This window comes from Nitrosospira sp. Nsp18 (genome assembly GCF_900103145.1).
Classification (GTDB): Bacteria; Pseudomonadota; Gammaproteobacteria; order Burkholderiales; family Nitrosomonadaceae; genus Nitrosospira.
The window spans coordinates 166,450-192,726 of record NZ_FMWY01000001.1; the positions used below are offsets into that span (position 1 = coordinate 166,450).

Annotated in this window: 26 protein-coding genes; 19 read left to right on the forward strand and 7 right to left on the reverse strand. The window is 52.6% G+C overall.

Features of this window, described 5'->3' with window-relative positions; all coding sequences use genetic code 11:
- Positions 1-3 precede the first annotated feature (3 nt).
- The 7 genes from trpA (at position 4) to BLS94_RS00785 (ending at position 7,417) form a co-directional block, all read left to right on the forward strand.
- Complete coding sequence (gene trpA / locus BLS94_RS00755; protein WP_090957342.1) at positions 4-831, forward strand: tryptophan synthase subunit alpha; 828 nt, start codon at positions 4-6, stop codon at positions 829-831.
- Positions 832-839: 8 nt separating this feature from the next.
- Complete coding sequence (gene accD, locus BLS94_RS00760; RefSeq protein WP_072766146.1) at positions 840-1,709, forward strand: acetyl-CoA carboxylase, carboxyltransferase subunit beta; 870 nt, start codon at positions 840-842, stop codon at positions 1,707-1,709.
- A gap of 58 nt (positions 1,710-1,767) precedes the next feature.
- Positions 1,768-3,066 (forward strand): bifunctional tetrahydrofolate synthase/dihydrofolate synthase, encoded by a 1,299-nt coding sequence (folC, locus tag BLS94_RS00765; RefSeq protein WP_090957343.1) that lies wholly within the window; start codon positions 1,768-1,770, stop codon positions 3,064-3,066.
- Between the two features lie 16 nt (positions 3,067-3,082).
- Entirely contained in the window at positions 3,083-3,727 is a 645-nt protein-coding gene (locus BLS94_RS00770; protein ID WP_072766144.1) for an SPOR domain-containing protein, read from the forward strand.
- Positions 3,728-3,788: 61 nt separating this feature from the next.
- Positions 3,789-4,298 (forward strand): CvpA family protein, encoded by a 510-nt coding sequence (locus BLS94_RS00775; protein WP_072766143.1) that lies wholly within the window; start codon positions 3,789-3,791, stop codon positions 4,296-4,298.
- Between the two features lie 275 nt (positions 4,299-4,573).
- Positions 4,574-6,094 carry an amidophosphoribosyltransferase gene (gene purF / locus BLS94_RS00780; protein WP_072766142.1) on the forward strand — a complete coding sequence of 507 codons (1,521 nt, stop codon included), beginning with the start codon at positions 4,574-4,576 and terminating at the stop codon, positions 6,092-6,094.
- A 144-nt stretch (positions 6,095-6,238) separates the two neighbouring features.
- On the forward strand, positions 6,239-7,417 hold the full coding sequence (locus BLS94_RS00785) for an O-succinylhomoserine sulfhydrylase (protein WP_090957344.1): 1,179 nt from the start codon (positions 6,239-6,241) through the stop codon (positions 7,415-7,417).
- 30 nt (positions 7,418-7,447) lie between these two features.
- Here BLS94_RS00785 and BLS94_RS00790 read toward each other — a convergent pair whose 3' ends face one another.
- The 5 genes from BLS94_RS00790 to BLS94_RS00810 all read right to left on the reverse strand — a co-directional run bounded on the left by BLS94_RS00790 (position 7,448) and on the right by BLS94_RS00810 (position 12,079).
- A complete protein-coding gene (locus BLS94_RS00790; protein ID WP_072766636.1) occupies positions 7,448-8,263 on the reverse strand; it encodes a M48 family metallopeptidase in 816 nt (271 codons plus the stop codon).
- A 219-nt stretch (positions 8,264-8,482) separates the two neighbouring features.
- Positions 8,483-8,983 carry a peptidylprolyl isomerase gene (locus BLS94_RS00795; protein ID WP_072766140.1) on the reverse strand — a complete coding sequence of 167 codons (501 nt, stop codon included), beginning with the start codon at positions 8,981-8,983 and terminating at the stop codon, positions 8,483-8,485.
- Positions 8,984-8,991: 8 nt separating this feature from the next.
- The gene (locus tag BLS94_RS00800; RefSeq protein ID WP_090957345.1) at positions 8,992-9,594 is read right to left on the reverse strand and encodes a peptidylprolyl isomerase; all 603 of its coding nucleotides are present in this window, start codon (positions 9,592-9,594) and stop codon (positions 8,992-8,994) included.
- 194 nt (positions 9,595-9,788) lie between these two features.
- A complete protein-coding gene (locus tag BLS94_RS00805) occupies positions 9,789-11,033 on the reverse strand; it encodes a L,D-transpeptidase family protein (protein ID WP_072766138.1) in 1,245 nt (414 codons plus the stop codon).
- Positions 11,030-12,079 (reverse strand): L,D-transpeptidase Cds6 family protein, encoded by a 1,050-nt coding sequence (locus tag BLS94_RS00810; protein WP_090957346.1) that lies wholly within the window; start codon positions 12,077-12,079, stop codon positions 11,030-11,032. The genes BLS94_RS00805 and BLS94_RS00810 overlap by 4 nt, the downstream gene beginning before the upstream one ends.
- 87 nt (positions 12,080-12,166) lie before the next feature.
- On the opposite strand from BLS94_RS00810, the gene cysS reads away from it, so the two are divergent.
- The 10 genes from cysS to glk all read left to right on the forward strand — a co-directional run bounded on the left by cysS (position 12,167) and on the right by glk (position 22,277).
- Positions 12,167-13,567 carry a cysteine--tRNA ligase gene (gene cysS, locus BLS94_RS00815; protein ID WP_072766137.1) on the forward strand — a complete coding sequence of 467 codons (1,401 nt, stop codon included), beginning with the start codon at positions 12,167-12,169 and terminating at the stop codon, positions 13,565-13,567.
- Between the two features lie 108 nt (positions 13,568-13,675).
- On the forward strand, positions 13,676-14,068 hold the full coding sequence (locus BLS94_RS00820) for a DUF5675 family protein (RefSeq protein WP_072766136.1): 393 nt from the start codon (positions 13,676-13,678) through the stop codon (positions 14,066-14,068).
- A gap of 179 nt (positions 14,069-14,247) precedes the next feature.
- Entirely contained in the window at positions 14,248-14,796 is a 549-nt protein-coding gene (locus tag BLS94_RS00825; protein WP_143021627.1) for a hypothetical protein, read from the forward strand.
- A gap of 223 nt (positions 14,797-15,019) precedes the next feature.
- Positions 15,020-15,736 (forward strand): EI24 domain-containing protein, encoded by a 717-nt coding sequence (locus BLS94_RS00830; RefSeq protein ID WP_090957348.1) that lies wholly within the window; start codon positions 15,020-15,022, stop codon positions 15,734-15,736.
- 194 nt (positions 15,737-15,930) lie between these two features.
- Positions 15,931-17,682 (forward strand): tetratricopeptide repeat protein, encoded by a 1,752-nt coding sequence (locus BLS94_RS00835; RefSeq protein ID WP_090957349.1) that lies wholly within the window; start codon positions 15,931-15,933, stop codon positions 17,680-17,682.
- Positions 17,683-17,877: 195 nt separating this feature from the next.
- Positions 17,878-18,453, forward strand: coding sequence for a DUF488 domain-containing protein (locus BLS94_RS00840; RefSeq protein ID WP_090957350.1), 576 nt, complete (start codon positions 17,878-17,880; stop codon positions 18,451-18,453).
- A 71-nt stretch (positions 18,454-18,524) separates the two neighbouring features.
- A complete protein-coding gene (locus BLS94_RS00845; protein ID WP_090957351.1) occupies positions 18,525-18,971 on the forward strand; it encodes a hypothetical protein in 447 nt (148 codons plus the stop codon).
- Between the two features lie 394 nt (positions 18,972-19,365).
- Positions 19,366-20,490: a DNA recombination protein RmuC gene (locus tag BLS94_RS00850; protein WP_072766634.1), complete on the forward strand. Its 1,125-nt coding sequence runs from the start codon at positions 19,366-19,368 to the stop codon at positions 20,488-20,490.
- A 12-nt stretch (positions 20,491-20,502) separates the two neighbouring features.
- Positions 20,503-21,276, forward strand: coding sequence for a M90 family metallopeptidase (locus BLS94_RS00855; RefSeq protein WP_090957352.1), 774 nt, complete (start codon positions 20,503-20,505; stop codon positions 21,274-21,276).
- Positions 21,273-22,277, forward strand: coding sequence for a glucokinase (gene glk, locus BLS94_RS00860; RefSeq protein ID WP_090957353.1), 1,005 nt, complete (start codon positions 21,273-21,275; stop codon positions 22,275-22,277). The genes BLS94_RS00855 and glk overlap by 4 nt, the downstream gene beginning before the upstream one ends.
- A 56-nt stretch (positions 22,278-22,333) precedes the next feature.
- Here glk and BLS94_RS00865 read toward each other — a convergent pair whose 3' ends face one another.
- Positions 22,334-23,578: an NnrS family protein gene (locus tag BLS94_RS00865; RefSeq protein ID WP_090957354.1), complete on the reverse strand. Its 1,245-nt coding sequence runs from the start codon at positions 23,576-23,578 to the stop codon at positions 22,334-22,336.
- A gap of 151 nt (positions 23,579-23,729) precedes the next feature.
- Here BLS94_RS00865 and greB point away from each other — a divergent pair, with 151 nt between their 5' ends.
- Positions 23,730-24,359, forward strand: coding sequence for a transcription elongation factor GreB (gene greB, locus BLS94_RS00870; RefSeq protein WP_090957375.1), 630 nt, complete (start codon positions 23,730-23,732; stop codon positions 24,357-24,359).
- Positions 24,360-24,377: 18 nt separating this feature from the next.
- Entirely contained in the window at positions 24,378-25,208 is an 831-nt protein-coding gene (locus BLS94_RS00875; protein WP_090957355.1) for a TrmH family RNA methyltransferase, read from the forward strand.
- Positions 25,209-25,283: 75 nt separating this feature from the next.
- Here the strand turns inward: BLS94_RS00875 and BLS94_RS00880 are convergent, their stop codons facing one another.
- Positions 25,284-26,231, reverse strand: a complete 948-nt coding sequence (locus BLS94_RS00880) for an MBL fold metallo-hydrolase (protein ID WP_256325225.1) — start codon at positions 26,229-26,231, stop codon at positions 25,284-25,286.
- Between the last annotated feature and the right edge of the window lie 46 nt (positions 26,232-26,277).

The window sequence follows — 26,277 nt, forward strand, 5'->3', positions numbered from 1 at the left end:
TACATGTCTCGTATCGCTACCGTATTCGGCAACCTGCTCCAGAAAAAAAGAAAAGCACTGATTCCTTTCATCACTGCCGGCGACCCGGAGCCCGCGATGATGGTTCCGCTGATGCATGAGCTGGTTAAGGCAGGCGCCGACATCATTGAGCTGGGGGTCCCGTTTTCGGATCCCATGGCTGACGGACCGACCATACAGCGATCTTCGGAACGCGCGCTCAAGCATGGTGTAGGTCTGAAGGACGTAATGACAATGGTGGAGGAATTCAGGAAAACCGACACATACACGCCGGTTGTGCTGATGGGTTATGCCAATCCGATAGAATCGATGGGCTATGAAAAATTCGCGGCGCGAGCAAAAAAATGCGGAATAGATGGAGTGCTGGTAGTGGACTATCCACCGGAAGAGTCCCGGGATTGGGTAAGAAATCTTGATTGCCAGCAAATAGACGCGATTTTTCTGCTTTCGCCTACTACTCCGCAAAGGCGCGTCGAACGGGTAGCGGAACTGGCGCGGGGATATATATATTATGTTTCGCTAAAAGGCGTAACCGGTGCGTTAAGTCTCGACCTCCCCGACGTCGCCAACAAACTGGTTCAGTTGCGTACCTGTATCTCCATTCCCATTGGCGTCGGTTTCGGCATACGCGATGGTGCGACTGCCAAAGCCGTGGCAGGGCTCGCCGATGCAGTCGTGATAGGTAGCCGCATTATTGAAGAAATAGAAAATTCAACCAGAGAGAATTTATTAACGAACGTATACAGCTTGGTAAAAAATCTCCGTACCGCCATCGACGAAGCCAGTCCTGAACACTCGTTGTCCATCGTTTAAACCAATCTATGAGCTGGTTCCAGAAACTTCTTCCCCCAAAAATCAAACGCAAGGAAAGCGGCGAAAAAAAGGCCGTGCCCGAGGGACTGTGGAGCAAGTGCGCATCTTGCGAAGCAGTGCTTTATTACTCTGATCTGGGTAACAATCTAAACGTCTGCCCCAAGTGCAATCATCACAATCGCATTTCTGCCCGCGTGCGCCTTGATTTATTCCTGGACGCCGAAGGTCGTCATGAGATCGGCGGGGAAGTGCAATCCCTTGACCCGCTTAAATTCAAGGATAACAAGCGCTATATCGACAGGTTGTCGGAAGCGAAAAGAGATACGGATGAAAATGACGCTCTCGTGGTCATGCAGGGGAGCGTCAAAACCGTACCCCTGGTTGCAGCGGCATTCGAATTCGGCTTCATGGGTGGCTCGATGGGCTCAGCGGTAGGTGAGCGCTTCGTGCGCGCGGTGCAAACATGCGTTGAGCAACACGTGGCTTTTGTATGTTTCGCCGCCAGTGGCGGCGCGCGCATGCAGGAAGGCTTGCTGTCATTGATGCAGATGGCTAAAACAACTGCGGTGCTTACCCAACTGAGCCAGGAGCGGCTACCTTTTATCTCGGTATTGACAGACCCCACCATGGGTGGGGTATCGGCCAGTTTTGCCTTCATCGGTGACGTGGTAATCGCCGAGCCCGGGGCATTGATTGGATTCGCAGGGCCGCGCGTTATCGAGCAGACAGTGCGGCAAACTCTGCCGGAGGGGTTTCAACGTGCCGAATTCCTACTGGAACACGGTGCTATAGACATGATTGTAGATCGCCGGCGCATGCGCGATAAGGTTGCCAACCTATGCTCGCTCCTGATGCGCGTTTCACCACCGGCAGCCTGATCTTTGGCTCATCTGATCATATCGTCATGATACTCATGCCGCGTGGCATCAGATGGTAATGAGCGAACCCGATACAAAATCCGGAACGCTTTCCGATTGGCTGAGCTGGCTTGAGCGCATCCATCCGAAGACCATCGAGATGGGGCTGGACAGGATAAATCGGGTGAAGGCCGACTTGAACCTTGCCTGCTCCTTTCCCATCATCACGGTCGGTGGCACTAACGGCAAAGGGTCGACGTGTGCCATGATGGAGGCGATTTTGAGCCGCGCCGGATATCGCGTTGGCTGTTACACTTCTCCGCATTTGCTGCGTTATAACGAGCGCGTGCGGGTAAACCGAAAGGAAGCCGCCGATGACGAGTTATGTGATGCTTTTCAAATGGTAGAGTCGGCCCGGCTTGATAGCGACATTCCCCTGACCTACTTTGAGTTTGGCACACTGGCAGCGATGCAACTATTCAGACAGGCCGAAGTGGAGGTTGCAATTCTGGAAGTGGGACTGGGCGGCCGGTTGGACGCAGTCAATATTTTTGACACGGATTGTGCGGTTATCACCAGTGTTGACTTCGATCATATGGATTATCTCGGCAACACACGAGAGGAAATTGGATTTGAGAAGGCCGGAATTTTCAGAAACGGGAAGGCTGCCATTTGCTCGGAGCCGGATATTCCCGAGTCCGTACGGCTTCATGCAGAAGCGATCGGCGCGAATTTGATGCACATCGGAGAGCACTTCGGTTATTCAACCAGCGCAACCGGATGGAGTTTCTGGGGAAATGGTGGAAAGCGCCATTCGCTGCCCTATCCGGCATTGCGGGGTGCTTATCAGCTGCGCAACGCCAGTGCCTGTCTTGCCGCACTGGATGCGGTAAAGGATAGCTTGCCGATTACCATGGGCGATGTACGCCAGGGACTATTGGAAGTTGTCTGGCCAGGGCGATTTCAGGTGTTACCCGGCCGTCCCGCGACGGTGCTGGATGTGGCGCACAATCCGAGTGCTGCACGCGCCTTGGCTACCGGCCTCGACAGCATGGGCCGCTATCAAAAGACTTATGCGGTATTTGCGATGCTCAAAGATAAGGACATCGCAGGGGTGGCGCGGGCACTTGCGGCAAAAATCGATGTATGGCTGACGGCTAGCATCAATTTGCCGCGTGGCGCTGCGGCTGGCGAGGTGGCTCGGGCACTGAAAGAGGCAGGTGTGGTTGAGGAGGCAATTCAGAGTTTTTCGGACCCGGCCGCGGCATATGCATTTGCCTGTGAGCAAGCAACCGGAAATGATAGAATCTGTGTCTTTGGCTCATTCCATACCGTGGCCGAAGTGTTGCGATGCCGGAACGTGGTTGAGCACGGTTAGAATCAAGCAAAGGCGAATGGCAAAGACCGTCAGCGAAGAAGAAATTCAGCTAAGGAAACGCGCCAGAAGACGTCTCGTCGGCGCAATTACACTGGTGGTCGCAGCGGTTGTAATTCTGCCGATGGTACTCGATAGCAAACCGGAGCAGAGAAGTCACGAAATTGACATTCGCATACCGTCTGAAGACTCGGTAGAAGAGCTCGCACCCGAGGCCGCCCTTCGATCAGAAGCACCCGCCAGGACTATTCCAGAAAAATTGGAAACCGGAATAAATCAGGAAGAACTGGTGGCCTCCGAGCCATCAGTAAAACCTGCCAAGCCCGCGAATGAATCGATAGAGAAGCCGGCAGCGAACGGCATGGATTCCAAGGGTGAATCGGGAACGGGAAAAGCTACCGTTCCTGCCACCGGGGCCAATGTATTTGTAGTGCAATTGGGCGCTTTTTCCGATCCGGGCAAAGCCAGGCAACAGCTACAAAGCGTGACATCGAAGGATAGCAAGTCCAAGGCCTATACGGAAACACTGAAGGTTGACAGCGGTGCCGATAAGGGTGAGATAACGCGTGTTCGGGTAGGGCCATTTGATACGCGCGAGGAAGCGGAGCGCACGCGTGAGAAACTGAAGAAACTTGGATTCGATGGCGTAGTGGCAGAGAAATAGGATTATGGAACCATTACCGCACAGGAAAATTGCACGTCTGTAATTTTATTCCTGTTTACGAATGACTATTTTCGATTACTGCGTTCTTGCCATACTTGTTGTATCCATTTTGCTCAGTGTGGCACGCGGCGTGGTGCGCGAATTATTGTCGCTGGCGGGCTGGATCGTCGCTTTCATGGTGGCCAATTCATTTTCAGCGGGGTTTGCGCCCATGCTGCCATCCGGTATTGTCGGCGAGACATTGCGTGTGTTGCTGGCATTCGCTGCGTTATTCCTGTCGGCTCTGCTGGCAATGAGTCTGATCGCCATGCTCATCTCAGCCTTGGTAAAAAGTGTGGGATTGGGATTCGCGGATCGTTTTTTTGGCTCGTTGTTCGGTTTTATACGAGGGTTGCTGGTAGTGTTATTGGTTGTGTTGGGAGCGGGATTCACGGCGCTGCCGCAAGAGCCATTCTGGCAAAAGGCCTTGCTGAGCAAACCACTGGAGACAGCGGCAATGTTTGTAATACCATGGTTGCCGCCAGATCTGTCCACGCGTATTAATTATGTGAAATTAAAGCGCGGACAGTGACTAGCAGCCTGGCGGACTTAAAGGAAGTCGGCTGCAAAAGCATTTGGCTGGTTCATATTTCGCCGATTTTTCGGCCAATAGAATAACTATTGGCCTTCAAAATCCGCAAAATCTGTCCTCACCCAGTCACTTTTTCGTTGCGATTCTTTAAGTCCGACAGGCTGCTAGCGCTTGTGCCGGTATAATACAGCGCTCGGTATCCCATTCGTCCATATCCGGATAAACCTTTTGTACAGCTTCAATCAAAATCAAAGCCATCTTTGCGGAGTGCGGTCATGTGTGGAATTCTGGGCTTAGTCGCACGAACTGCCGTCAACCAGTTGCTGTACGACGGCTTGCTGGTGCTCCAGCACCGCGGACAGGACGCGGCCGGCATCGTTACTGCCCAAGGTAACACTTTCCACATGCACAAGGGTGGCGGCCTGGTCCGGGATGTGTTCCGTACCCGCAACATGCGTGCTTTGCTTGGTAACATGGGTATTGGCCATGTGAGATATCCCACCGCTGGCTCCGCCGAATCATCAGCTGAGGCACAGCCGTTCTATGTCAACTCGCCGTTCGGAATCGTACTCGGGCACAACGGTAATCTCACGAATGCGGCGCAACTCAATGACGAGTTGTTTCGTGAGGATTTGCGCCACGTCAATACCAGTTCCGACTCGGAAGTGCTTCTCAACGTACTCGCCCATGAGTTGCAAAGAAGCACGAAAAACCACCAACTCGACCTTGCCGCTATTTTCGACGCAGTGTCCGGTGTACACCGGCGCTGTCGAGGTGCTTATGCAGTGGTGGCGATGATTGCGGGTTATGGATTACTCGCTTTTCGAGATCCTTACGGCATCCGTCCCTTAGTGTTCGGCTCTGCTGAAACCGAGCAGGGGATGGAATATCTGGTGGCATCTGAAAGCGTGGCGCTTGATACTTTGGGGTTTAAGCTAGTGCGTGATGTCGCCCCGGGCGAGGCAGTTTTTATTGACGAGAACGGTAATTTCCATAATAAGCAATGTGCCGCCAATTCCACGCAGAATCCTTGTATCTTCGAATATGTCTACATGGCGCGCCCGGATTCCGTAATGGACGGTATTTCGGTATATGAAACGCGCCTTAACATGGGGGAGAGCCTAGCTGACAAGATCGCCACAACGATGCGTCATCTGGACATAGATGTGGTGATTCCAATCCCGGATTCCAGCCGCCCAAGCGCCTTGCAGCTTGCTAACCGCCTGGGAGTCAGCTTTCGTGAAGGCTTCGTAAAGAACCGCTATATTGGACGTACTTTTATCATGCCGGGACAGCAGCAGAGGCGCAAATCAGTTCGCCAAAAGCTCAATGCAATGAGCGTGGAATTTCGCGGTAAAAACGTACTGCTGGTAGACGATTCAATCGTTCGCGGCACCACCAGTCTTGAAATTGTGCAAATGGCGCAGGAGGCCGGCGCCCACAAGGTATTTTTTGCTTCGGCCGCGCCACCGGTGAGGTTCCCCAATGTTTATGGCATCGATATGCCGACACGCCGCGAGCTCATCGCTACGGGACGGAATGAAGACGAAATCTGCCGCGAGATCGGTGCCGACCATCTCGTTTATCAAGATCTCGATTCGCTTGTTAAAGATGTTTGCCGCGTCAATCCATCAATCACCCATTACGAAACCTCTTGTTTCGATGGGCGCTACATCACCGGTGATGTTACGCCGGAGTATCTCGCTTTACTGGAGGCGCAACGCGATGGCGGCATACCCTTGTCTCGCGCGCGGTCCAGTACGCAGTTGGATTTGAACTTGGTAGCGATCGATTGATGGGGATTTGACAAAAACAGTTATCGGGCGTAATTTTGACTGTAGCGCCGATTTGATATTCAGCTTGCGGGCGCATTATAAATTCGGCTAAAGCGGGAAACCCGTTTTAGCGAATGCTGAACGGGTTTTTTTTGGGAGTTAAGCATGTCTGATGATTTTGAGCTGGAAACCCTGGCGTTACACACCGGTATTCACCGTAGTCAATTCAACGAACACTCGGAAGCCTTGTACCTGACCTCGAGTTTTGTATTTGATAGCGCGGCCCAGGCTGCGGCGCGCTTTTCCGGTGCGGAATCCGGAAATATTTATTCGCGATTCACCAACCCAACGGTTACGGCTTTCGAAGAGCGGCTTGCCGCCCTCGAAGGCGCAGAAGCCTGTGTGGCCACTTCTTCGGGGATGTCGGCCATACTTGCTTGCGTGATGGGGCTACTCTCCGCCGGCGATCATGTCATCGCGTCCCGCAGTCTTTTCGGCGCAACCGTAAGCCTGTTCAATAATATCCTCAAGCGCTTCAATATCGATACAACGTTTGTTTCCGCCACCGATGTCGCGGCATGGGAGGCGGCGGTAAAGCCCAACACCAAGCTGCTGTTTATCGAAACTCCATCAAACCCGTTGACTGAAATATCGGACATCGCCGCACTCTCGCATGTGGCAAAAAAAGCCGGTGCATGGCTTGCAGTCGATAATTGCTTTTGTTCGCCAGCGCTGCAGCGACCGCTGGATTTGGGCGCCGATCTTGTAATTCACTCTGCCACCAAGTATCTCGAAGGCCAGGGTAGGGTTTTAGGTGGCGCAGTGCTGGGGAAGCGTGACTTGGTAATGGAACGCGGCATTTTTGGTTTTTTGCGCACCGCAGGTCCCAGTTTGAGCCCTTTTAACGCCTGGGTTATTTTAAAGGGAATGGAAACTCTGAAGCTGCGCATGGATGCGCATTCTGCAAATGCCATGCAAATCGCTCGCTGGCTGGAAGCGCAGCCCAGCGTGGCGCGGGTTCACTACCCCGGTTTGTCCTCGCATCCCCAGCACGAGCTTGCCAGGCGCCAACAGAAAACCGGCGGTGGAATCGTTTCATTCGAGTTGAAGAATGGGAGAGAAGCGGCATGGCGGGTAGTGGATTCCGTTCGATTGATTTCGATCACCGCCAACCTGGGTGATGCCAAGAGTACGCTCACCCATCCTGCCACCACTACTCATGCCCGTATCAGCCAGGAAAGCCGGGATGCCGCCGGGATCACCGAAGGTTTATTGCGCATCGCGGTGGGGCTCGAAGCGGTAAAGGATATCCAGGCTGATCTGGCAAGAGGATTAAACGCATAATCTTCTACTGATCCAAAGAGACGGTTCGGCTCAACGAAGCGTGGCTTCATAGAGAGGCATAACACGTGGCAACAACGATTCAATCTGCTGGACCCGGCTTGAATCCGCGGGATGGCTGCTCAGGAATTCGGGAAGCTGGCCGCTACTATTGGCATTCATCATTTTTTGCCACAACGTAACGCCGGCACGAGGGTTGTAGCCCGCGCGTGCGGTTAATTCCAGCCCAATGCGATCTGCCTCGGCCTCGTCGGTACGACTAAAATGCGTTGCGATCAGGGCCTGATAACCGACGTTGGCGAGAGTGGTGGCATTCTGGCTGAGGCCAAATGCCGCGGAGCCCAACCCCAGCGCGGTCTGCGCCGCGATTGCCTGCGATACCTGCTCGCGTGAATGTTCGCGCAAGGCGTGGGCGATTTCATGTCCCATTACCACCGCAATTTCTGCATCATTGAGTTGAAGCTGATTGATCAGCCCGGAGTAAAACATGATCTTGCCGCCAGGCATGCAAAAGGCATTGAGTTCCTTGCTGTCTATGACATTAACCTCCCACTTCCACCCGGGGGCATCCTTGCGGAATACGCCGGTCTGCGGTTCGATGCGGCGGGCTATTGCCTGCACTCGCTGCAGCAGTTTCGGATCCTTGTTCAATGCACCCTGTTGCGTTGCGTCTGATTTCAGCTTGGTATAACCTTGGGCGGCCGTTTGCTCCAGTTGCTCTGAAGATATAAGCATCAGTTGAGAGCGGTTCGCGCCGACCGCGCCGCCTGAGGTGGTGGTTGCACATCCCGTTAGCGCAGCTAACCAAAGACTGATCGATATTGCTGTAAGAATTCGAAAAGCGGACATGATTTTTCCCATTGATGAAATATTTTATTTTCCCTACCCAAACAGCCTCTCACGGCACGGGTGGTACATGCCTCACAGCAATATTACTTGGCGTGCCCGAGCATGGATAAAAAACGCTATTCCTGCTCAAAAAGTTTAATAACACTCGTTACCGCCATACTGATAGCCAGCGTATTGAATTTTAGAAGTCTTAGCGGACGCCCGGGATATAAATAGCGGCTACTTGTTTTCAACCACTTCCGCTTTCAGCAATATTACATCTTCCAATGGCACATCCTGATGACCATTTCGGGTGCCTGTCTTTACCTTCTCGATCCTGTCCACCACATCCTGGCCTTCCACTACCTTCCCAAACACACAATAGCCGAAACCCTGTGAAGTAGAGGACTTGTAATTAAGAAAACCATTGTCCTTGGCATTGATAAAAAACTGTGCAGTAGCGGAATGCACGTCGGATGTGCGTGCCATGGCAACGGTATATTTATCGTTCTTGAGGCCGTTGGCGGCCTCGTTCTGAATTGGGGCGCGAACCTGCTTCTGGTGCATGCCCGGCTCGAATCCGCCTCCCTGAATCATGAAACCGTCAATCACCCGATGAAATATCGTATTATCGTAAAAGCCACTGTTCACATAGTCTATAAAATTCTGAACGGTCAACGGAGCTTTTTCGCTGTCCAGTTCAAGAGTAATATCGCCGTGATTGGTGTGGAGTTTTATCATGTTTATCCTTATTTTCCAGGCAAAGTGGCGCCGGTAGCCGGCCCCTCTGTGACAAGTTTGATTTCGTCAATGACTACTGTTTTTTCAGGTACGTCGCTTGGGAATGGTCCTCCGGAACCTGTCGGCGTACCAGCAATCTTATTGGCCACCTCCATTCCCTGGATAACTTTGCCGAACACGGTGTAACCATAGCCTTGCTGAGTAGGTGCAGTGTAATTGAGGAACTCGTTACTGGCTATATTAATGAAGAATTGGGCAGAGGCTGAGTGCGGGTCCGAGGTGCGAGCCATGGCAATCGTTCCAATCTCATTTTTCAGGCCGTTAGCCGCCTCGTTCTCGATGGGTTGCCTTGCCGGCTTCTGCTTGAGGGCCTTGTCGAATCCACCGCCCTGAATCATGAATCCGGGAATAACGCGATGAAATATAGTGCCTTTATAATGGCCGTCCTTTACGTAACGTAGAAAATTCTCTACCGTTTTAGGCGCCTTATCCGGGTAAAGCTCCAGCATTATATTACCAAAATTGGTCTTTATTTCAACCTGGGGATTAGCTGCGTGTGCCGCAGTGCTGAATAGAAGCGAGAAAGCCGCGAGAAGCTTGATAATATGCATAGGTGTAAAAGTAAAGGTAGTCAATAAAATGGTTGATCGGTTTGGAACTGGCAGCCTTCGGACTTAAAGGAAATCGGCTGCAAAAGCGTCTGGCCGGTTCCTATTTCGCTGCTTTTTCGATTAGTCTTCAAAAGTCTTCAAAATCCTCAAAATATGTCAATTTTTCGCTGTGATTCTTCAAGTCCGGCAGGCTGTTAGGCCGTGCCTTCATAAATGATCTTCCAGGGACCATTTTTTTGCTCCCTCAGCCAATACTGACGTTTTTTCATTTTGTTGGAAAGGTTGCTGCTGGAATATTCCTGATCGAAATTCACTACCACCAGATCATCTCTTCCAGGATAGAGAAAGATGCCAATGTTGCTGATTCTCACCTTAATCCAATTCTTGGCAGTATTAACCTGGCGTTTGTGCCGAGACCATTCGGCCAGGTTCTGGCTACCGCTGAAAAAATCTCGACCGTAGTGGCCGATGTAGGCCTCAGTGTTTCCGCTTTCCCAATCGCGCCGCCACTTTTCCAGATGTTGTGCCAGCCTGGTGCGCAGTGTAGCTTCGGTGCCGGATTTTACCCATTCTACTTCGTTGCTGATAATCACGGGCGTAATCCCGACTTGCAGCGCCGCACCTACGCTATGTAAATCCTGATTGGCCAGCACGACGCAACCATCGCTGGCACGGGGCGGCCGGCTATAGGTATCCGAGGGTGTGCCGTGGAGCCAGATGCCGAAACCACTGCGTCCATGCAGCTTGTCCCATTCGTTGGGGTAATTGATGGGAAATGCGCCCCCTCCATAAAAATCGGTAAGTTTTTCACGGGGTACATTAGCGGTAACAAAATATACGCCAATCGGCGTTTTCTTGTCTCCTTCCTTCAGTTTCTGCGTTCCGTTCTTGCCGCTGCTGATGTAGTAATCGGCAAGGTAACGAGGTTGGCCATCCACATTCTGATATATATACAGCCGAGATTTCCCGGTGTCGGCAATAATTGCGTATTTTTGTTCCGGCGGCATTTGCACAAGATACTTCGGCGCCATGTTGCGTGGAACGGGTTCCCGGTGCCGCAGCAGTCGGGCTCGCGCTTCGTCGCGTAAATCGGCAATATGCTGCTGCGAAACCCCGGCAGTATCACCCATATTACTGATCGGACGAGAACGAGCCAGTAGCAGGTCGCCTTTAATCAGGTGAGCAAGCCGGAAATTCGGATTGGTCTTGAGCACCTGCTCGACTCCGGTTAAAGCGGCATCCATGCGACTCTCCACAATTTCCTGCATGCTTTTGACCAGCATGGTTTCGGGGCCGGCCACCGATAGTTCCGCCGAGACCGGGCGGTCACCCGCCCATGCGCCAAAGGCTACAAAACCAAACGCGACTATTACGCCGGTGGTAATCGTGGCTGTACTTGATTGAATGCGCTTGGGGAAAGCCGGATCGGCTGATCTCATCGTCCGGCTTGTTCCTGCTGTATCAGCCATTTTTCCCCTGTTTTGACCATCTCAAGTGTCTTGGTTGTATTACTCCTGATTGCGTCGGAGTGGTACGATTGCTTGAAACTCACTCTTGCGTGCGTAGTGTCGGTCAAGTTTACTTTGGGGTTGGTAATGGCAACCTGGATAGATTTTGGTTTCCCGATGCGCTCTCGCCGGCTTTTTTCCCATGCCGCGCGCGCCGAGCCGCCCTGAGGACGAAAACTGCTCGCGTAGAATGCCAGATAGGCCGCGACATTCTTATCGGACCAGGCTTTGGCCCAGGCCTCTATCGTCTTGATAACCTCATCCGATTCGTCCGGAACAGCGGGTTGTGTTTCAGGCCCTGATTCCGCAGCGGCGGTCTTGCCGGTTGTCGGTTTTTCCGCTTTTTCTACAGCCTTTCCCCCTCTTTTTTCCGGAACTTTCTCCATGGCTATTACGGGGGCATCAATTGCCGGCGCAGCGGAAACAGATGGGGAAGATGCGGTTTGTATTTCTTTAGGTTTCCCTGTGAACAAGTCCTTGATCATTGCAAGCTTGGTTTGCGCAGCGGCGTTACCCTTGTCCAGTTGCAATGCCTTGCCATATGCCTGACTTGCCATCTTTGCATATACGTCCCCCAGATTCTCATACGCAGTCGCATAGCTGGGGTGGGTCCGTATCGCCGCTTCGAGCGCACCCTTGGCTTTGTCATATTGGCCCTGGCTTGCATAGAGCACCGCGAGATTATTGTATGGCTCCGGCAGATCCGGGTATTCTTCGGCGAGTGAAGAAAATATACCGATGGCGTCCGCGATCTTATTTTGTTCAGTCAGTATCAGGCCTTTCTGGAAGCGCATCTGGGCATCCTTTGGCTTGAGGGCGAGGTAAGCATCTGCTTGCTCCAGCGCCTTGGCGAAATTGCCCTGCTTGTAGAGTTTGGCAACTGTATCGTTCTCATCGGCAAGCGCGGCGGGATTCGACAGCAGCAGCGCGGCAGCTGCCATTAATGCGCTTATGAGGGGAAAATCCAGCATTTTCATTGTGCTATACTGCTCCGATTTTTGTTGGGTTGTCCCGGAATCCTCGGGATTCTACCAAGAAGCCTGTCTAATTCACAATCTTGCCAGATGCTCAAAATTCATAACTCGCTCGCCAGGGAAAAACAGGATTTTATTCCCCTCGTTCCCGGCAAGGTCAAAATATATGTTTGTGGCATGACGGTCTACGACTATTGCCATCTTGGTCACGCTCGCATGATGGTGGTATTCGATATGGTACAGCGCTGGCTTCGAGCGAGCGGTTTCGATGTGACGTACGTACGCAATATAACCGATGTTGACGATAAAATTATCAAACGGGCCCAGGAAAATAACGAATCCATCGACGCGCTGACCGATCGTTTTATTCGGGCTATGGAAGAAGACGCCGCCGCGCTCGGCGTCGCGCCGCCTACATGTGAACCACGAGCGACTCGCCATGTGGAGGATATGATTGGCATGATTCAGATTCTGATGGAAAAAAACCTTGCATACGCGGCGCCCAACGGCGATGTGTATTATGCGGTGCATAAATTTCCTGGCTACGGAAAACTTTCCGGAAAATCGCTCGATGATTTACGTGCGGGGGAACGCGTAATAATCGATCCATACAAAGAGGACCCGCTGGATTTCGTATTATGGAAAGCCGCCAAACCCGATGAGCCGCAATGGGATTCGCCCTGGGGCAGGGGGCGTCCCGGGTGGCATATTGAATGCTCCGCAATGGCTGAGCGTTATCTCGGCGAACACTTCGACATACATGGGGGCGGACAGGATTTGCAGTTTCCTCATCATGAAAACGAGATTGCGCAAAGCGAAGGCGCGCATGACCATCCTTTCGTGAATTACTGGATGCATAACGGCTTTGTGCGCGTCAATGATGAAAAGATGTCAAAGTCGCTGGGCAATTTTTTTACCGTACGCGAGATTCTTGCTCGCTATCAACCGGAAGTGGTGCGCTTTTTCATTCTTCGGGCGCATTATCGCAGCCCGCTGAACTATTCAGATCAACATCTTGAAGATGCCAAGCGTGCGCTTGATCGGCTTTACACTGCACTGAGAGGAAATGAAGCCGGCGAGGCTGTGGCCGCCATAGACTGGCAAGAGCCTCATGCACGCCGTTTCAGGGAAGCGATGAATGATGACTTCAATACGTCCGATGCTATAGCGGTGCTGTTTGATCTCGCGAATGAGGTCAACAAAACCGGATCATCACGGGAAACGGCGCTAATGAGAGCGTTGGGCGGAGTGTTGGGATTATTGCAACAGAATTCGCAGCAATATTTTCAGGACGCCGGACTCGCAGGTGATCCTGCATTCACACCGGAACGTATCGAGCAACTGATTCAGCAACGCCTCATTGCCCGGGCAAACAGAAATTATAGTGAGGCCGATAGTATTCGCAGGGAATTACTGGAGGCTGGCATTATGCTGGAGGATGGACCTCAGGGCACTACCTGGCGCAGGGAAACAAGTTCTTCTATCCTTTAATATTACACGAAAGATATTTTTATAAAATTTCAGCCTCGATCATCAGAGTCGTCCGTTACACTTGATCGTTCCATTCCGTTATATTCCAGAATATAAGGATAGTCAAAAATGGAGTTGCAAATTAAAAGGACAGATTTTTCTGAAGAGAGCACGATTGGCGAGTTATCGGTAAATGGCGTATTTGAGTGCTACACCCTGGAGGATAAAGTCAGACCCGTCAAAATTGCCGGAAAGACAGCCATACCATCCGGCCGCTATGAAGTGATTATCAATTTCTCACAGCGGTTTCAAAAACAGCTTCCGCTTCTTCTTAATGTGCCGAATTATGAAGGCGTCAGGATACATAGCGGAAATACGGCCGCGAACACCGAGGGATGCATATTGGTCGGTGAGACCAAAACTGATAATTTCGTCGGCGAAAGCCGATGGGCCTTCAATCGACTATTTGAAAAACTGAAGGTTGCGGCGGAAAGCGAAAAAATATTCCTGGAAATAGCGTAGTAGCGTGCCAGGCTTGAAGGAAATCGCCTGCAAAAGCGGTCTGGCGAGTCATATTCGTGGCTTTTTCGGCCAGTAGAATAACTATGGGCCTTCAAATATTCAAAATCTGTCTTACCCATTCACTTTTTCGCTGTGATTCTTCAAGTCCGACGGCTGCTAGAAGCGCGAACGGAGCCCAGTTGAAAACAAGAATTAATGGTCGTCTTCCCATGTTGGGTTTCTTTAAAATGCTGCTCCTCGGCTCCGCTATATGGTCTTTTTGTGCGCTTGCACAAACCGAGGCCATGCCGTTTGCGCAGGAGAAAACGTATCTGCTGCCCTCGGGCCAAAAGGTTGCTGTCACATTCCGTGAGCGTCAATGCAAAAGCGGAGAATGCCACGAAGTTGACGCGGGCACATGGGGCGTGGATGGTGGTATCCCAAAGTTTGTTACTGAAACATTTCTCGTCTTCATAGACAGTAAACAATTTGTCATCCCCGAAAAATTCTATAAGGATATTACCAATACGCGCTCTCTGGACGTTTCTGAGCTGAACGGGCAGGTTATCCTCGAACTCAAGGGAGGCGATGCTGCCGGTGCATATTCGGCACGCTTTAAATTGGGCGGTATGTGCGGGTTCGAGCGAAAAATCTGCGGCGAGGTGTGCGAGGAAATCTGGGAGCGCACCACCTGGTACAACTCGTTTGCATACGACTGGGACCCGGGTTGCGAAAGTGGGATTCAATGAATAGTGTACGTTATCGCGGATACTTGTTGCGGTGTCTCAGGTTGGGGTGTCTCGGCGATGTTACATTTTGGAATTTACAGATTGATGGGCGCGGGGCCGAGGTAGCCTGGACATGACATCGAGGCGATAAGCGATTGCCCCGTGTAACTTCCAACCCACTGTAAAGGTTCGGCGAAAATTAACGGATGCATTGATATCAAATAAAACCTGAGAAGGAGAACGCGTGACCTCGGTATTCGAAGCGCTTTCGCGTGCGTTCCGTGATTTATTTCAGTTTCAGGTTTTATGGATCGTCATTTGGCCCATCCTGGCGGCTAGCCTGTTGTGGCTCCTGTTAGGAATCGCATTCTGGAGTACTTTCTCGGGATGGATTGCGAGCGGCCTCACGGCGATCGGCATTCAAACCTGGCTCGAAGGCGTCGAACCCAGGTGGGTCGCCTACGGAATTCAGGCAATTGCACATCTGATTCTGTTTGTGCCGCTTGTTTTCGTTACCGCGCTGGTGATCACCGCCTTATTCGCGATGCCTGCCTTGATTCATCTGGTTGCAGACCGTGACTACCCGCATCTTGCCCGCGAAAACGGTGGCGGTTTCGCTGGCAGCCTGCTCAATGCGCTGATTGCCCTCGGAATATTTGTCGCTATTTGGCTGATCACGCTTCCTTTGTGGTTAATCGGGGCAGGCCTGGTCATACCATTTATTGCTACGGCGTATTTGAACCAGCGCCTGTTCCGTTATGACGCCTTGGCGGAGCACGCTAGTCAGGACGAAATGCGCGCGATATTTTCCTCCCAGCGGTCGTTACTGTGGGGCTTGGGGCTCCTGACCGGTCTGGTACAATTTATACCGATTCTAAACTTGTTCGCACCAGTGCTGACGGCACTGGCCTTCATTCATTTCGGTCTGGCACGCCTGAAAAACTTGCGTTCACTCCCGTGATCGCGATCGGAGCGCGGGTCTACTGCAGCGAGCAGCTTGCCTGACATTTTATATCAAACTTATTCTCGGACACCGTCCGTCCCATGAGCAGCCCGGTTTTTCGTCTATAGTGTTTATTACGGGTACATAATGTCTTAGATAACCGACGCTGCGCTGCCGATTGCTGAACCAACGATTATCAGGGGGTAACGTTTATGCAAGTTCATTCTATTCTTCGTTTAATCACGCTAGGATTGGTGGCGGCGACTGCAGGCATTACCATGTTTGCACAGGCGGAAGAGTCAGGTTCATCCATGCCACCCGGATCCGTTCATAAGCACCACGAACAGCGGGATCAGCCAGACACTGATGATAAAGCCGCGCCAAGGCTGCTGAACCTTGGCGCGCATACCTTTCCCGTCAGCACACGAAACAAGCTGGCGCAGAAGTATATCAACCAGGGATTGAACCTGTCCTACGCATTCAACCATGCCGAGGCGGGCCGCTCTTTCCGGGAAGCGGCGCGGCTTGACCCTTCCCTGGCGATGGCGTATTGGGGGCAGGCACTCGTGCTCGGCCCCAACATCAATGCAGCAATGGCGCCGGAGAACGAGGCGCTCGCCCTGGAGTTCGTGCGGAAAGCCGCCTTGCTTGGTTCGAAAGCGTCGCCCCGCGAGCGGGCGCTTATCAGCGCGATCGAGAAGCGCTATAGCGGCAAACCCGAGCAGCGAAAGGCGAACGATAAAGCTTATGCGGATGCGATGCGGGATGTGCATGAGCAATTTACAAACGACCTCGATATTGCAGTGCTCTATGTCGAGTCGATGATGGATCTCAACTCCTGGGGTTACTGGATGCGCGACGGTTATCCGCTAGAGGGAACCGCTGAAATCGTGGCACTGACCGAATCTGTCTTGCAACGAAATCCAAACCACCCAGGCGCGGCACATTTTTACATCCATCTCGTCGAATCGACCAGCACGCCCGAGCGGGCGGAAAAAGCGGCGGATAGGCTGCTTACACTGATGCCGGCGGCCGGGCACGTGGTGCACATGCCATCACACATCTATCAGCGGGTGGGCCGATATGCTGACTCGATTAAGAGCAATCAGCTCGCGATGGCAGCCGATGAGGCGTATCTGGCCCAGCGCCATGCACAAGGGATGTACCCGATAATGTACACCCCCCATAATATCCACTTTCTCTGGTTTGCAGCAACGGCGGATGGGCAAAGCCTGTTGGCGATCGAATCGGCACGGAAGGTGGCGGCAACCGTCAACGACACGGCTTTGGCAGGGGTGCCCGCGACAGCGGTGTTTCGGATTGTGCCGTACTGGGCGTATGCGAGGTTCGGAAAATGGAATGAGATTCTCCAGGAGCCCGCGCCACCATCTACGAACGCGTTTTTGAAGGGCGGTTGGCATTACGCACGTGGCCTTGCGTTTGTCGCGACGAGGCAGTTGCAGCAAGCCGAGCAGGAGTTGGACGCGTTGCGTGAGATCATGAAGAGCGGGTCACTGGATTGGCCGCTCTTCTCGCTCAATACCGCGCGCGCCGTACTGAGTATTGGTCCCGAAGTGCTAGCAGGCGAAATCGCCTCCGCTCGCGGGCAGTTCGATACCGCTATCGCGCATCTTGAACGGGCAATCCGCCTTGAGGATAGCCTGGCTTATACGGAACCGTCGGAATGGCAGTCTCCGCCAAGGCTGGCGCTGGGCGCTATCCTGCTCGAATCGGAGCGTCCAGCCGAAGCGGAAACGGTGTATTGGGAAGACCTTAGGCGCAATCGTAACAACGGGTGGGCATTTTATGGCCTGTTGCAAGCGCTGCGCTTGCAAAACAAGGATGATCAGGCAGCGCTCATTGAGGCGCGTTTCAAAAAGGCGTGGGAGCGCGCCGACGTGGAACTCAACGCATCCCGCTTCGGGTGCATTTCAGCACCGCCGGCAGGAAAGGCGTTGCAGTAGCGTGTGGCTGACGCATGCGGGGATACCTGTAGGCAGCCTCGTCCGCTCTCTGCAATTGTCTCGAGGATAAGAAGAGAATGTTAACGTAAGTGCTGGACTTACTTTCATTGTTCTTCGATGTTTTCCATGATAAGAGTGTTTCCGGTGCTTACGTGCCGATAGAGGATAACAGCGAGCGGGGAAGAAGCTAACACCATGAGTAAAAAGCAGCCGGCATCCGAACCTTTGATATGCACAATCGGACATTCAACGCATCCATTGGATGAATTCGTCAATCTGTTAAAGACAAACGAGGTCGTGCACGTGCTTGATGTGCGCACTGTGCCGCGGTCCCGGCATAATCCGCAGTTCAATAAGGAAACGCTGCCCGGTTCTCTGGAAGTGGCGGGCATCAAATACACGCATATGCCAGGGCTTGGCGGGTTGCGGCATGCTCATCAGGATTCTATCAACGGGGCCTGGCGCAACGCGTCTTTTCGCGGATATGCGGATTACATGCAAACGCCGGAATTCGCCGCGAATGTGCAGGATGTGATGGAGCTTGCCGGGAATCAACGGTGCGCGCTGATGTGTGCTGAAGCTGTTCCATGGCGGTGCCATCGTTCGTTGATCGCCGATGCGCTTACCGTGCGTGGAGTGCGGGTTGAAGATATCATCAATACGCAGGGACGGAAGGTACATTTGATAACTCCCTGGGCGCAAACGGATGGTTTGAGAATTTTTTATCCTCCGCAAGAGAATCTGCCGTTGCAGGAAGAATTTGATAGATAAGGATGGTTGCCGCGTTCATAATGCGGGTCATAAATAACGAAGTGAACCAATAGCAGGGGAGTAGCTCAATTATGAAAATTTTGTGTGTTCAGTGCACAGCGCTTATTGCCTTCATGATGCTGGTTCCCCAGTCTGCCACAGCATTTGAAGACACCCGGTTGGGACAGCAGGAGCCAGACAAGAATCAGGTAAAACAGCGAGGGCAGCAAAATCCCGAGCTGAAACCGTGGGAGGCGAGACCATGGGATCCAAAGCCGTCGGCATCGAAACCATGGGAATCAAGACCGTGGGACGCTGCTTCGGAAGAGGTGAGGCCAAAGGATTTGAGGTCCGGTGAGGAGCGGAAAGCTGCCGACGAGAGGCGTCGCGTAGGTAGAAAAGCCAGGAAGGAGCGGTCTGAAAAAAAGGAAAATACGGAAGAAGTCAGCAGTTATCAGGATCGCGTCAAGCAACGTCAGAACAAATGGCAAAGGCACCAGATGGAAAGCGAGCGGTATTATCCCACAGGCATGAGATGACAAATAGGTGCAATAATTGCCCGCTGATTTGATGAGATTGGGGTGGCATACCCAAGGAATAAAACGGCAGTCTTTTTATTCATGCATGAGACGCCGGCATCTCGCTTAGGAGTCGCATTCCGCGATATTGCACCTTGCTCTGCATCCCAAAAAAACGCTCATTCCACCCCGTCCAACTGCCAGATTTAGGATAATATAAACATTAAACCCGGCGAGCACAGATATCAGATGACCATGCACTCGTGCTGTCATCCGCTGATCCGACAGTGGCAGAAAAGGGTGACCGCCTTAGTCACCTTTTCTCCAATTTACTCTTTGGTGCAGTCTTTCCGTCGCTCGATGCCGGTCGGGTGACCGCCTTAGTCACCTTTTCTCCAATTTACTCTACAACATCATGCCTGGAACCCTGCTGATTATTGCTTCCGCCGCCATATTACTTGTCACCATGGCTTTTCTGGTGATCAGGCTCAGCATGCTTTCGACGATGGTGCGCGAACTGTTGGGGCATCAGGCGAAGTCGATGGAAGACAAACACCGCGACATGCTCAAGGACCTGCACGAGGGGTTGGCGAAGCAGGGGGATCGATTATCGGAGGCGCTCGGTAAAACTTCCGAGCAGTTGCGCGGCACGGTAGAGTCGCGATTGGACCAGATCAGCGGCCATGTTACCGAGCGTCTTGACGAAGGGTTCAAAAAGACAAACGAGACTTTTACCAGCGTCATGACGCGGCTTGCGACTATTGATGAGGCGCAGAAAAAAATAGATAGCCTCACCACCAATATGGTGAGTCTGCAGGAACTTTTGGGTGACAAGCGTTCCCGCGGCGCATTTGGCGAGGTGCAACTGGAAGCGCTGGTTCGCAATATTCTGCCTGCCGCTGCCTATACAATGCAGCACACGCTTTCCAACGGTAGCCGTGCCGACTGCGTATTGAGGCTTCCTCCCCCGACCGGCATGGTGGCGGTGGACTCAAAATTTCCCCTTGAAAACTTTCATCGCATGTTCGACCGCCATGCGGATGAAGCCAGCCGGGCCTTGGCTCAAAAGCAATTCAAGGCAGACGTGAAGAAGCACGTGGACGATATCGCCAGTAAATATATTCTGCCGCCGGAAACCTGTGACGGCGCGGTGATGTTCGTTCCGGCGGAGGCCGTTTTTGCCGAAATCCATGCCTATCACTACGATGTGGTCGATTACGCCATGCAGAAGCAGGTATGGATAGTCTCACCGACAACCTTGATGGCGGTGCTGAATACTGCGCGCGCAGTGCTTAAGGATATCGAAACCCGCGAGCAGGTGCATATCATCAAGGACGAGCTCTCCAGGCTCGGTAAGGATTTTGCGCGATTCGACGAGCGCATGAAGAAGCTTGCCGATCATATCCGCCAGGCTAATCAGGATGTGGAAGAGGTACACGTTTCGAGCCGTAAGATCAGCCAGCGCTTTGCCCGGATCGACGCGGTGGAATTGGAAGTCCCCCAGGTTGAAACCCCTGTGCTGGAACCTGGCGATGGTTGATTCCGAATCTCTATGCTTTCGAACTTTAGAGCCTGGTATCGTCGCCGCATCCTTAAAAAAGAATCCATACCTGATGATATCTGGCAACAGGCCATCACGCGTCTGAGATTTTTGCGTGGCCTTGATGCGGATGAGTTAGAGCGATTGCGTGAAAACGCCACGCTGTTTCTTCATGCAAAGCAGATCAGTGGCGCGCATGGGCTGATCGTCACCGATGAAATGCACGTGCTGATCGCAGCGCAGGCTTGCATTCTGATCCTGAATCTCGACCTCGATTATTACAACGGCTGGGTTGAAATTATCGTCTATCCCGGTGAATTCATACGCAATTATGAGTATGTGGACGAAGATGGCGTGGTGCATCATGCGGCCGAGGCCGTATCGGGAGAATCCTGGCTCGGCGGACCCCTGATACTTTCCTGGGAAGATGCTTCCACTACTGGCGCCGAGGTGGGGTATAACGTCGTAATACACGAGTTTGCGCATAAACTCGACATGCTGAATGGCGATGCCAACGGATTTCCGCCATTGCATGCGGACATGAGCCGGCAAGCATGGAGCGAAGCTTTCAGTGAAGCTTATGCGGCTTTTTGCAGACGCGTCGATGCGGATGAGGCGATGGAAGTGGATCCCTACGCAGCCGAGGATCCAGCGGAGTTCTTCGCGGTAATGAGCGAAACATTCTTTGAAATACCCTTGGCGGTAAAATTACATTTTCCTCGGGTTTATGAGCAGTTGGCACTGTTTTATCGTCAGGACCCTGCCGCACGTTGGAGCAAATTGTGACCGGATATTACATTAGCGGCGATATTGGCGGAACCAAGGTATTGCTACAGGCAACTGAACTAAAGGACGGCAACGCCCAGGTATGGTGCGAACGCCGTTATGCCAGTCAGGAATACTCGTGTTTTTCCGATATGCTGAAGGAGTTCTTGAGGGAGACAGTGACGCTGGGTATTGGCTCCAGTCCCATAAGCGCCTGCTTTGCGGTGGCGGGACCCATCACGCAACAGGTGGCAAGTCTCACCAACTTGCCCTGGGTGATGAATAGCGCGGCTATCACAAAAGAATTTTCCATTCCTGTCGTTAAACTCATCAACGATTTCAAGGCAGTGGCATTGGGTATTGAAACCCTGCCCGAGAGTGACCTGGTGACGCTGCAGGCGGGGAAGCCCTCTGCCATGGAGCTTCGGGTTACGCTTGGCGCTGGTACAGGGATGGGTGTGGCGTGGCTCATTTGGCAAGACGGCCGCTATATACCCTTGTCCAGTGAAGCAGGGCACATGGAATTTGCTCCCGCGGATGAATTGCAGGATCGCTTGCTCCAATATTTGCGAAAGAAATTTGGCCATGTATCGGTCGAGCGGATACTATCAGGACCGGGATTGACAAATACTTTCAATTTTCTGCAAGCCGACTTGAATAACACGCCGGCGCTTGTGCAGGTGCGGCTGAAGCCTGATGGCGCCGCGCAAGTGGCAGACCTTGCTTTCAACCACAAGCACCCCATTGCCGTCAGGGCGATGGATTTATTTGTTGAGATTTATGGTGCTTATGCAGGGAATCTGGCGCTGGCGGGGCTGTGTCGTAATGGTGTGTATGTGGCGGGCGGCATTGCCCCCAGAATCATCGATAAGCTGAGAGAAGGCCGTTTCATGAAAGCGTTTCGTGACAAAGGACGTTTTTCCTCATTGATGGAGGATATCCCTGTGCATGTGGTGATGAATCCAAAAATCGGACTGCTGGGTGCTACGCAAGAAGCGCAGCGTATTGCCAGAAACAATTAATGACTGCGTTGCCCCGCTGACGTGGTTATCATGAGTCGTTGCCATGAAAATAACGGTCAGTCCGGTTTGGCGTCAATCCTCGGTCGCCAGTAGAAGGGAGCATAGCGAACGGCCCAGAGTGTGAAGCAGATCAGCCAGGACAGACCTGCCAACAGGTATAGGGTCATGGTGGCCGTACCGAAAGCGTCAGGCAAAAGATCGGGAAATATCCGCAGCAAAACCGCGATTTGAAACCCGATAAACAGCAGCCGGGTAAATTTATCCAGCACCAGCGCGTTTCCCGAATGCCCTAGCGTGACGCGCGAAGCCATGCCCAGCACCATATTGGCGAAGTATCCGATTGCCAGCGCATGCAGCGGTGCGAGGGCAAATACCAATAATTCGCCGCCGCTCATAAAAAACACCAGACTTTGCGTTCCATATAGCAGCATGGAAAGCCCGAGCCACGCAAAAGCGATATGCAGCACAGCGAGAAGGTGGACCCTGAAGCTGCGCAATAACCCCCAGGTTAAAGACAAGTATACGGCGCAAGCGGCCAAGGGCAAGTCGAACAGCCACAGATAGGGAAATGCGTTTTTCCATAATTGCAATATGCCGTGCGCAGCGGAAAACGTGAGCATCAGCCAGAGTATCCAGTAGGGTCTTACCAGGACATAATCCTCCAGCACCCGGCTCGAGAAAAACGGGATCATGCGGTGGCTCACCGTCATGACAACCGGCAGCAGAAAAAACCAGATTCCAGCATTGCGTGAGAAATCCAGCATTAGGGAATTTTCGGTCAGCAACCATAGCAGGTAAGCGGCTATCCCCAGCCATCCGGATATGAGTGCTGCGCTGGCTGCGTTTGCATGGCGCCTATCCTTATCCTTTGCTTTGAGGAGAACACGCAGCAGCGCGTAAATCGCTATACTGAATCCTGCCAGCAACGCCGCCACGCCTGCGGTAGCGATCAGTTTTTCAGTCGCCAGGCCGAGATAAAAGAGTGTGACGCCCGCAACCATCAGCAAGCAGGAGGTGACAAAGTGCCGTGGCTGAATTTTTTCTCCATTCATCCAACTGGGAAAAGTGGTAAATAAAAAACCCAGGATAAAGAACGAGAAAAAACCGTAGATCATCAAAAAGGCGTGAGCCCAGATCGGCGCTATACTCCATTCCAATGGAGCCCCGGCAATATCGTGGCGCCCCATGAGATCGAGTACCCACCACAACAATGTGAACACACCTTGCAGAGCTCCCGCCAGAAACATGGCATGATGCGGCGCTGCAGCAAGACGGTGCCAGACAGACGCGCTGTTATTCATATATTGAGTAGCCAGGATAAGCTGGTTTACTTGAGAGCGGATATCATTACGGCGCTGTAACGATCTAATAATAGTGGGCCTGAACCTGAAGGTCAGCTTTTTTAAAATATCAATATCTGAATTTCAATATTTTCTGGCGCAACATCAGCATATGAGCAAAGCGTTTACCAAGGAAACAGAACCCGCTGATGACCTTGAAGAGGAGGTTATCCACACCACATCCTCTTTACCGGCTGGCAGCAGAAACTACATCACCCCCGGAGGCCATGCACGGCTGATGGACGAGTTTCAATGGCTGATGAATAAAGAGCGTCCCCATGTGACCGCTACAGTATCATGGGCTGCCAGCAATGGCGACCGTTCGGAGAATGCCGACTATATCTATGGAAAAAAGCGCCTGCGCGAAATCGACGGGCGTATACGTTTTCTGACCAAACGCCTGGATATAGCAGAAATTGTGGATCCGGCCGCCCCCAGAGATGACGAAACCCGTATTTTTTTCGGCGCAACCGTTACATTCGCCAATGAGAAAGGCGACGAAAAAACAGTTGCTATCGTAGGTGTTGATGAGATCGATACGTCCAAAGCCTACATCAGCTGGATTTCACCCATGGCACGCGCATTGATCAAGGCGCGGGAAGGGGACGTGGTGACATTGCACGCGCCGGGTGGGACTGAAGAACTGGAAATTCTGGAAGTCAGATACCAGATGATTCCGATGGAACCATTCGGACAAGCGGATGAGGCTGAGATAAGGGCAGCTGATACAGATAGCCGCTGAAGTTACTTGCGTCCAGCCATGAAATTTATCAGTTCCCGCGACAATCCATTCTTTAAAAAAATGATCAAGCTGGCCGGGTCTGCGCAACAGCGCAGAGCAACCGGCTTGACACTGCTCGATGGCATACATCTGGTCGCCGCCTATCATATCGCACTGGGGCAGCCGGAAGCCCTCATCATGAGCGAGTCAGGCAGGAAAAGCGCGGAAATAAAACGCTTGCTGGAGGAATGGAAACCCAGGGAAGGTTTGAGCCTTGTTATGCTGAGCGATTCGCTGTTTCGCGAGATTTCTCCAGTCAAGACTCCGACCGGTATCATGGCGCTGGCACGCATCCCCTCGGCCGAAACCATTCTCATACATAAACCTGTAAGGGATGAAAACGAGGGCGGAGGAAATGAAAGTTTTTGCGTGTTGCTCGAAGCCATGCAAGACGCTGGAAACGTTGGTTCCATACTGCGGTCTGCCGCTGCCGCGGGAGCAACGGATATTTACTTATCCAATGATTGTACGGATGCGTGGTCGCCCAAGACGCTGCGCGCCGCGATGGGCGCGCACTTTTTACTGCATATTCACGAACAATCCAATCTGGCGGAAGTGGCGCGTGCGTTTGGCGGTAAAGTAATCGCCACTAACCTGAGAGCGAAAAGCAGTCTCTACCAGACCGGATTGACCGGGCCGGTCGCGTTGGTGTTCGGTAACGAGGGCGTGGGCTTGTCTGATGCGGTGCTGCAAGTAATCACTGACGAAATCAGCATTCCTATGCCCGGTGGAACGGAATCACTGAACGTGGCGGCAGCGGCGGCAATATGTTTTTTTGAGAGAGTAAGACAGATGGAATCGGTTCGATGAAATGTTCAGCTTCAGATTTCCGGATTTCCTTTGCCTTGGCATCCCTATGGCTTTGCTTGCGATACTGTATCGGCTTCAACTTCCTCCGGCATGATCCAGCCAGTGTTCCAGCCCCTGTGCATTAAGCCCGACATCCAGGCTTAACAGAGAGCGAATTTCTTCCCCCGGCAATCTGCAGCCGTGTGCGATAACTCGCTGCAACAGCAACTCTCCAAGTTCCTCTACTAGTGCGGAATGCCTGTTGGGAGCGCTGTGCAGTTTCCTGCCTATCGACACGTGGGCATCGATCAAATCGTGCATCTCGGCCGCATGGCGCGGCAAATGGCCGATGCGGCCGTAGTGTGTAAGAAAAGCATAAGAAGGGTGGTAACTCATGATCCGGTGCAACGAGGCATGCGCGGCTATCGGATCGAACTGCACCGGCGTAGTGGTCGGAAACACGAACTCCATGCCGTCCACGTCGAATTCGCGATAGGAGATGCCGAACGTGTCGCCGGTAAAAAAAGACTGGCTTTGCTTATCGAAGATGGAGTAGTGATGACGTGCGTGGCCTGGCGTGTCAAGAAAAAGTAATGGCCTGCCGTTGAAATCCAGGCTGAATCCATCGGGTGCCTCAATGATGCGATTTGCCTCCACTGGACGGATAACCCCATAGATACGTTTGAATTCCGCTTCGCCATACACTTCCGTTGCGCTTGCAACCAGCCTGGCGGGGTCGGCCATGTGTCGCGCACCGCGGGGATGCACCACCAGTTTCGCATTGGGAAAGCGATGCATGAATTCGCCCGCGCCCCCAGCGTGATCCAGATGTATATGGGTCAGGAAAACGTACGCTACGTCCGCAGGGTCGATATTCTTTTTGTGCAGGATTTCCATCAGGCCGGCTACGGAAGATGATGTTCCCGTATCCACCAGCGCCGCTTTTCCTGCTTCGACAATCAGGTGAATCGCAGCCAGTCCCGTGCGGAGATAGCCCGCGTCGATAGCGCTAATACCATTAGCGTAGTCGATGAACTGAGGCACGCGGACGGGCAGCGTCGGAGTATCAGTTGATGCTTCTGCTTGGGTA

Bases quoted from the DNA above. Each gene is read 5' to 3' on its own strand.
- BLS94_RS00775 (WP_072766143.1), top strand. From the start codon at position 3,789: ATGACTATTTTCGATTACTGCGTTCTTGCCATACTTGTTGTATCCATT.
- BLS94_RS00785 (WP_090957344.1), top strand. From the start codon at position 6,239: ATGTCTGATGATTTTGAGCTGGAAACCCTGGCGTTACACACCGGTATT.
- BLS94_RS00820 (WP_072766136.1), top strand. From the start codon at position 13,676: ATGGAGTTGCAAATTAAAAGGACAGATTTTTCTGAAGAGAGCACGATT.
- BLS94_RS00845 (WP_090957351.1), top strand. From the start codon at position 18,525: ATGAAAATTTTGTGTGTTCAGTGCACAGCGCTTATTGCCTTCATGATG.
- BLS94_RS00865 (WP_090957354.1), bottom strand. From the start codon at position 23,578: ATGAATAACAGCGCGTCTGTCTGGCACCGTCTTGCTGCAGCGCCGCAT.
- greB (WP_090957375.1), top strand. From the start codon at position 23,730: ATGAGCAAAGCGTTTACCAAGGAAACAGAACCCGCTGATGACCTTGAA.
- folC (WP_090957343.1), top strand. From the start codon at position 1,768: ATGAGCGAACCCGATACAAAATCCGGAACGCTTTCCGATTGGCTGAGC.
- purF (WP_072766142.1), top strand. From the start codon at position 4,574: ATGTGTGGAATTCTGGGCTTAGTCGCACGAACTGCCGTCAACCAGTTG.
- BLS94_RS00875 (WP_090957355.1), top strand. From the start codon at position 24,378: ATGAAATTTATCAGTTCCCGCGACAATCCATTCTTTAAAAAAATGATC.
- BLS94_RS00835 (WP_090957349.1), top strand. From the start codon at position 15,931: ATGCAAGTTCATTCTATTCTTCGTTTAATCACGCTAGGATTGGTGGCG.
- BLS94_RS00810 (WP_090957346.1), bottom strand. From the start codon at position 12,079: ATGAAAATGCTGGATTTTCCCCTCATAAGCGCATTAATGGCAGCTGCC.
- cysS (WP_072766137.1), top strand. From the start codon at position 12,167: ATGCTCAAAATTCATAACTCGCTCGCCAGGGAAAAACAGGATTTTATT.
- BLS94_RS00840 (WP_090957350.1), top strand. From the start codon at position 17,878: ATGAGTAAAAAGCAGCCGGCATCCGAACCTTTGATATGCACAATCGGA.
- BLS94_RS00770 (WP_072766144.1), top strand. From the start codon at position 3,083: ATGGCAAAGACCGTCAGCGAAGAAGAAATTCAGCTAAGGAAACGCGCC.
- accD (WP_072766146.1), top strand. From the start codon at position 840: ATGAGCTGGTTCCAGAAACTTCTTCCCCCAAAAATCAAACGCAAGGAA.
- BLS94_RS00855 (WP_090957352.1), top strand. From the start codon at position 20,503: ATGCTTTCGAACTTTAGAGCCTGGTATCGTCGCCGCATCCTTAAAAAA.
- BLS94_RS00790 (WP_072766636.1), bottom strand. From the start codon at position 8,263: ATGTCCGCTTTTCGAATTCTTACAGCAATATCGATCAGTCTTTGGTTA.
- BLS94_RS00800 (WP_090957345.1), bottom strand. From the start codon at position 9,594: ATGCATATTATCAAGCTTCTCGCGGCTTTCTCGCTTCTATTCAGCACT.
- BLS94_RS00805 (WP_072766138.1), bottom strand. From the start codon at position 11,033: ATGAGATCAGCCGATCCGGCTTTCCCCAAGCGCATTCAATCAAGTACA.
- BLS94_RS00795 (WP_072766140.1), bottom strand. From the start codon at position 8,983: ATGATAAAACTCCACACCAATCACGGCGATATTACTCTTGAACTGGAC.
- BLS94_RS00850 (WP_072766634.1), top strand. From the start codon at position 19,366: ATGCCTGGAACCCTGCTGATTATTGCTTCCGCCGCCATATTACTTGTC.
- trpA (WP_090957342.1), top strand. From the start codon at position 4: ATGTCTCGTATCGCTACCGTATTCGGCAACCTGCTCCAGAAAAAAAGA.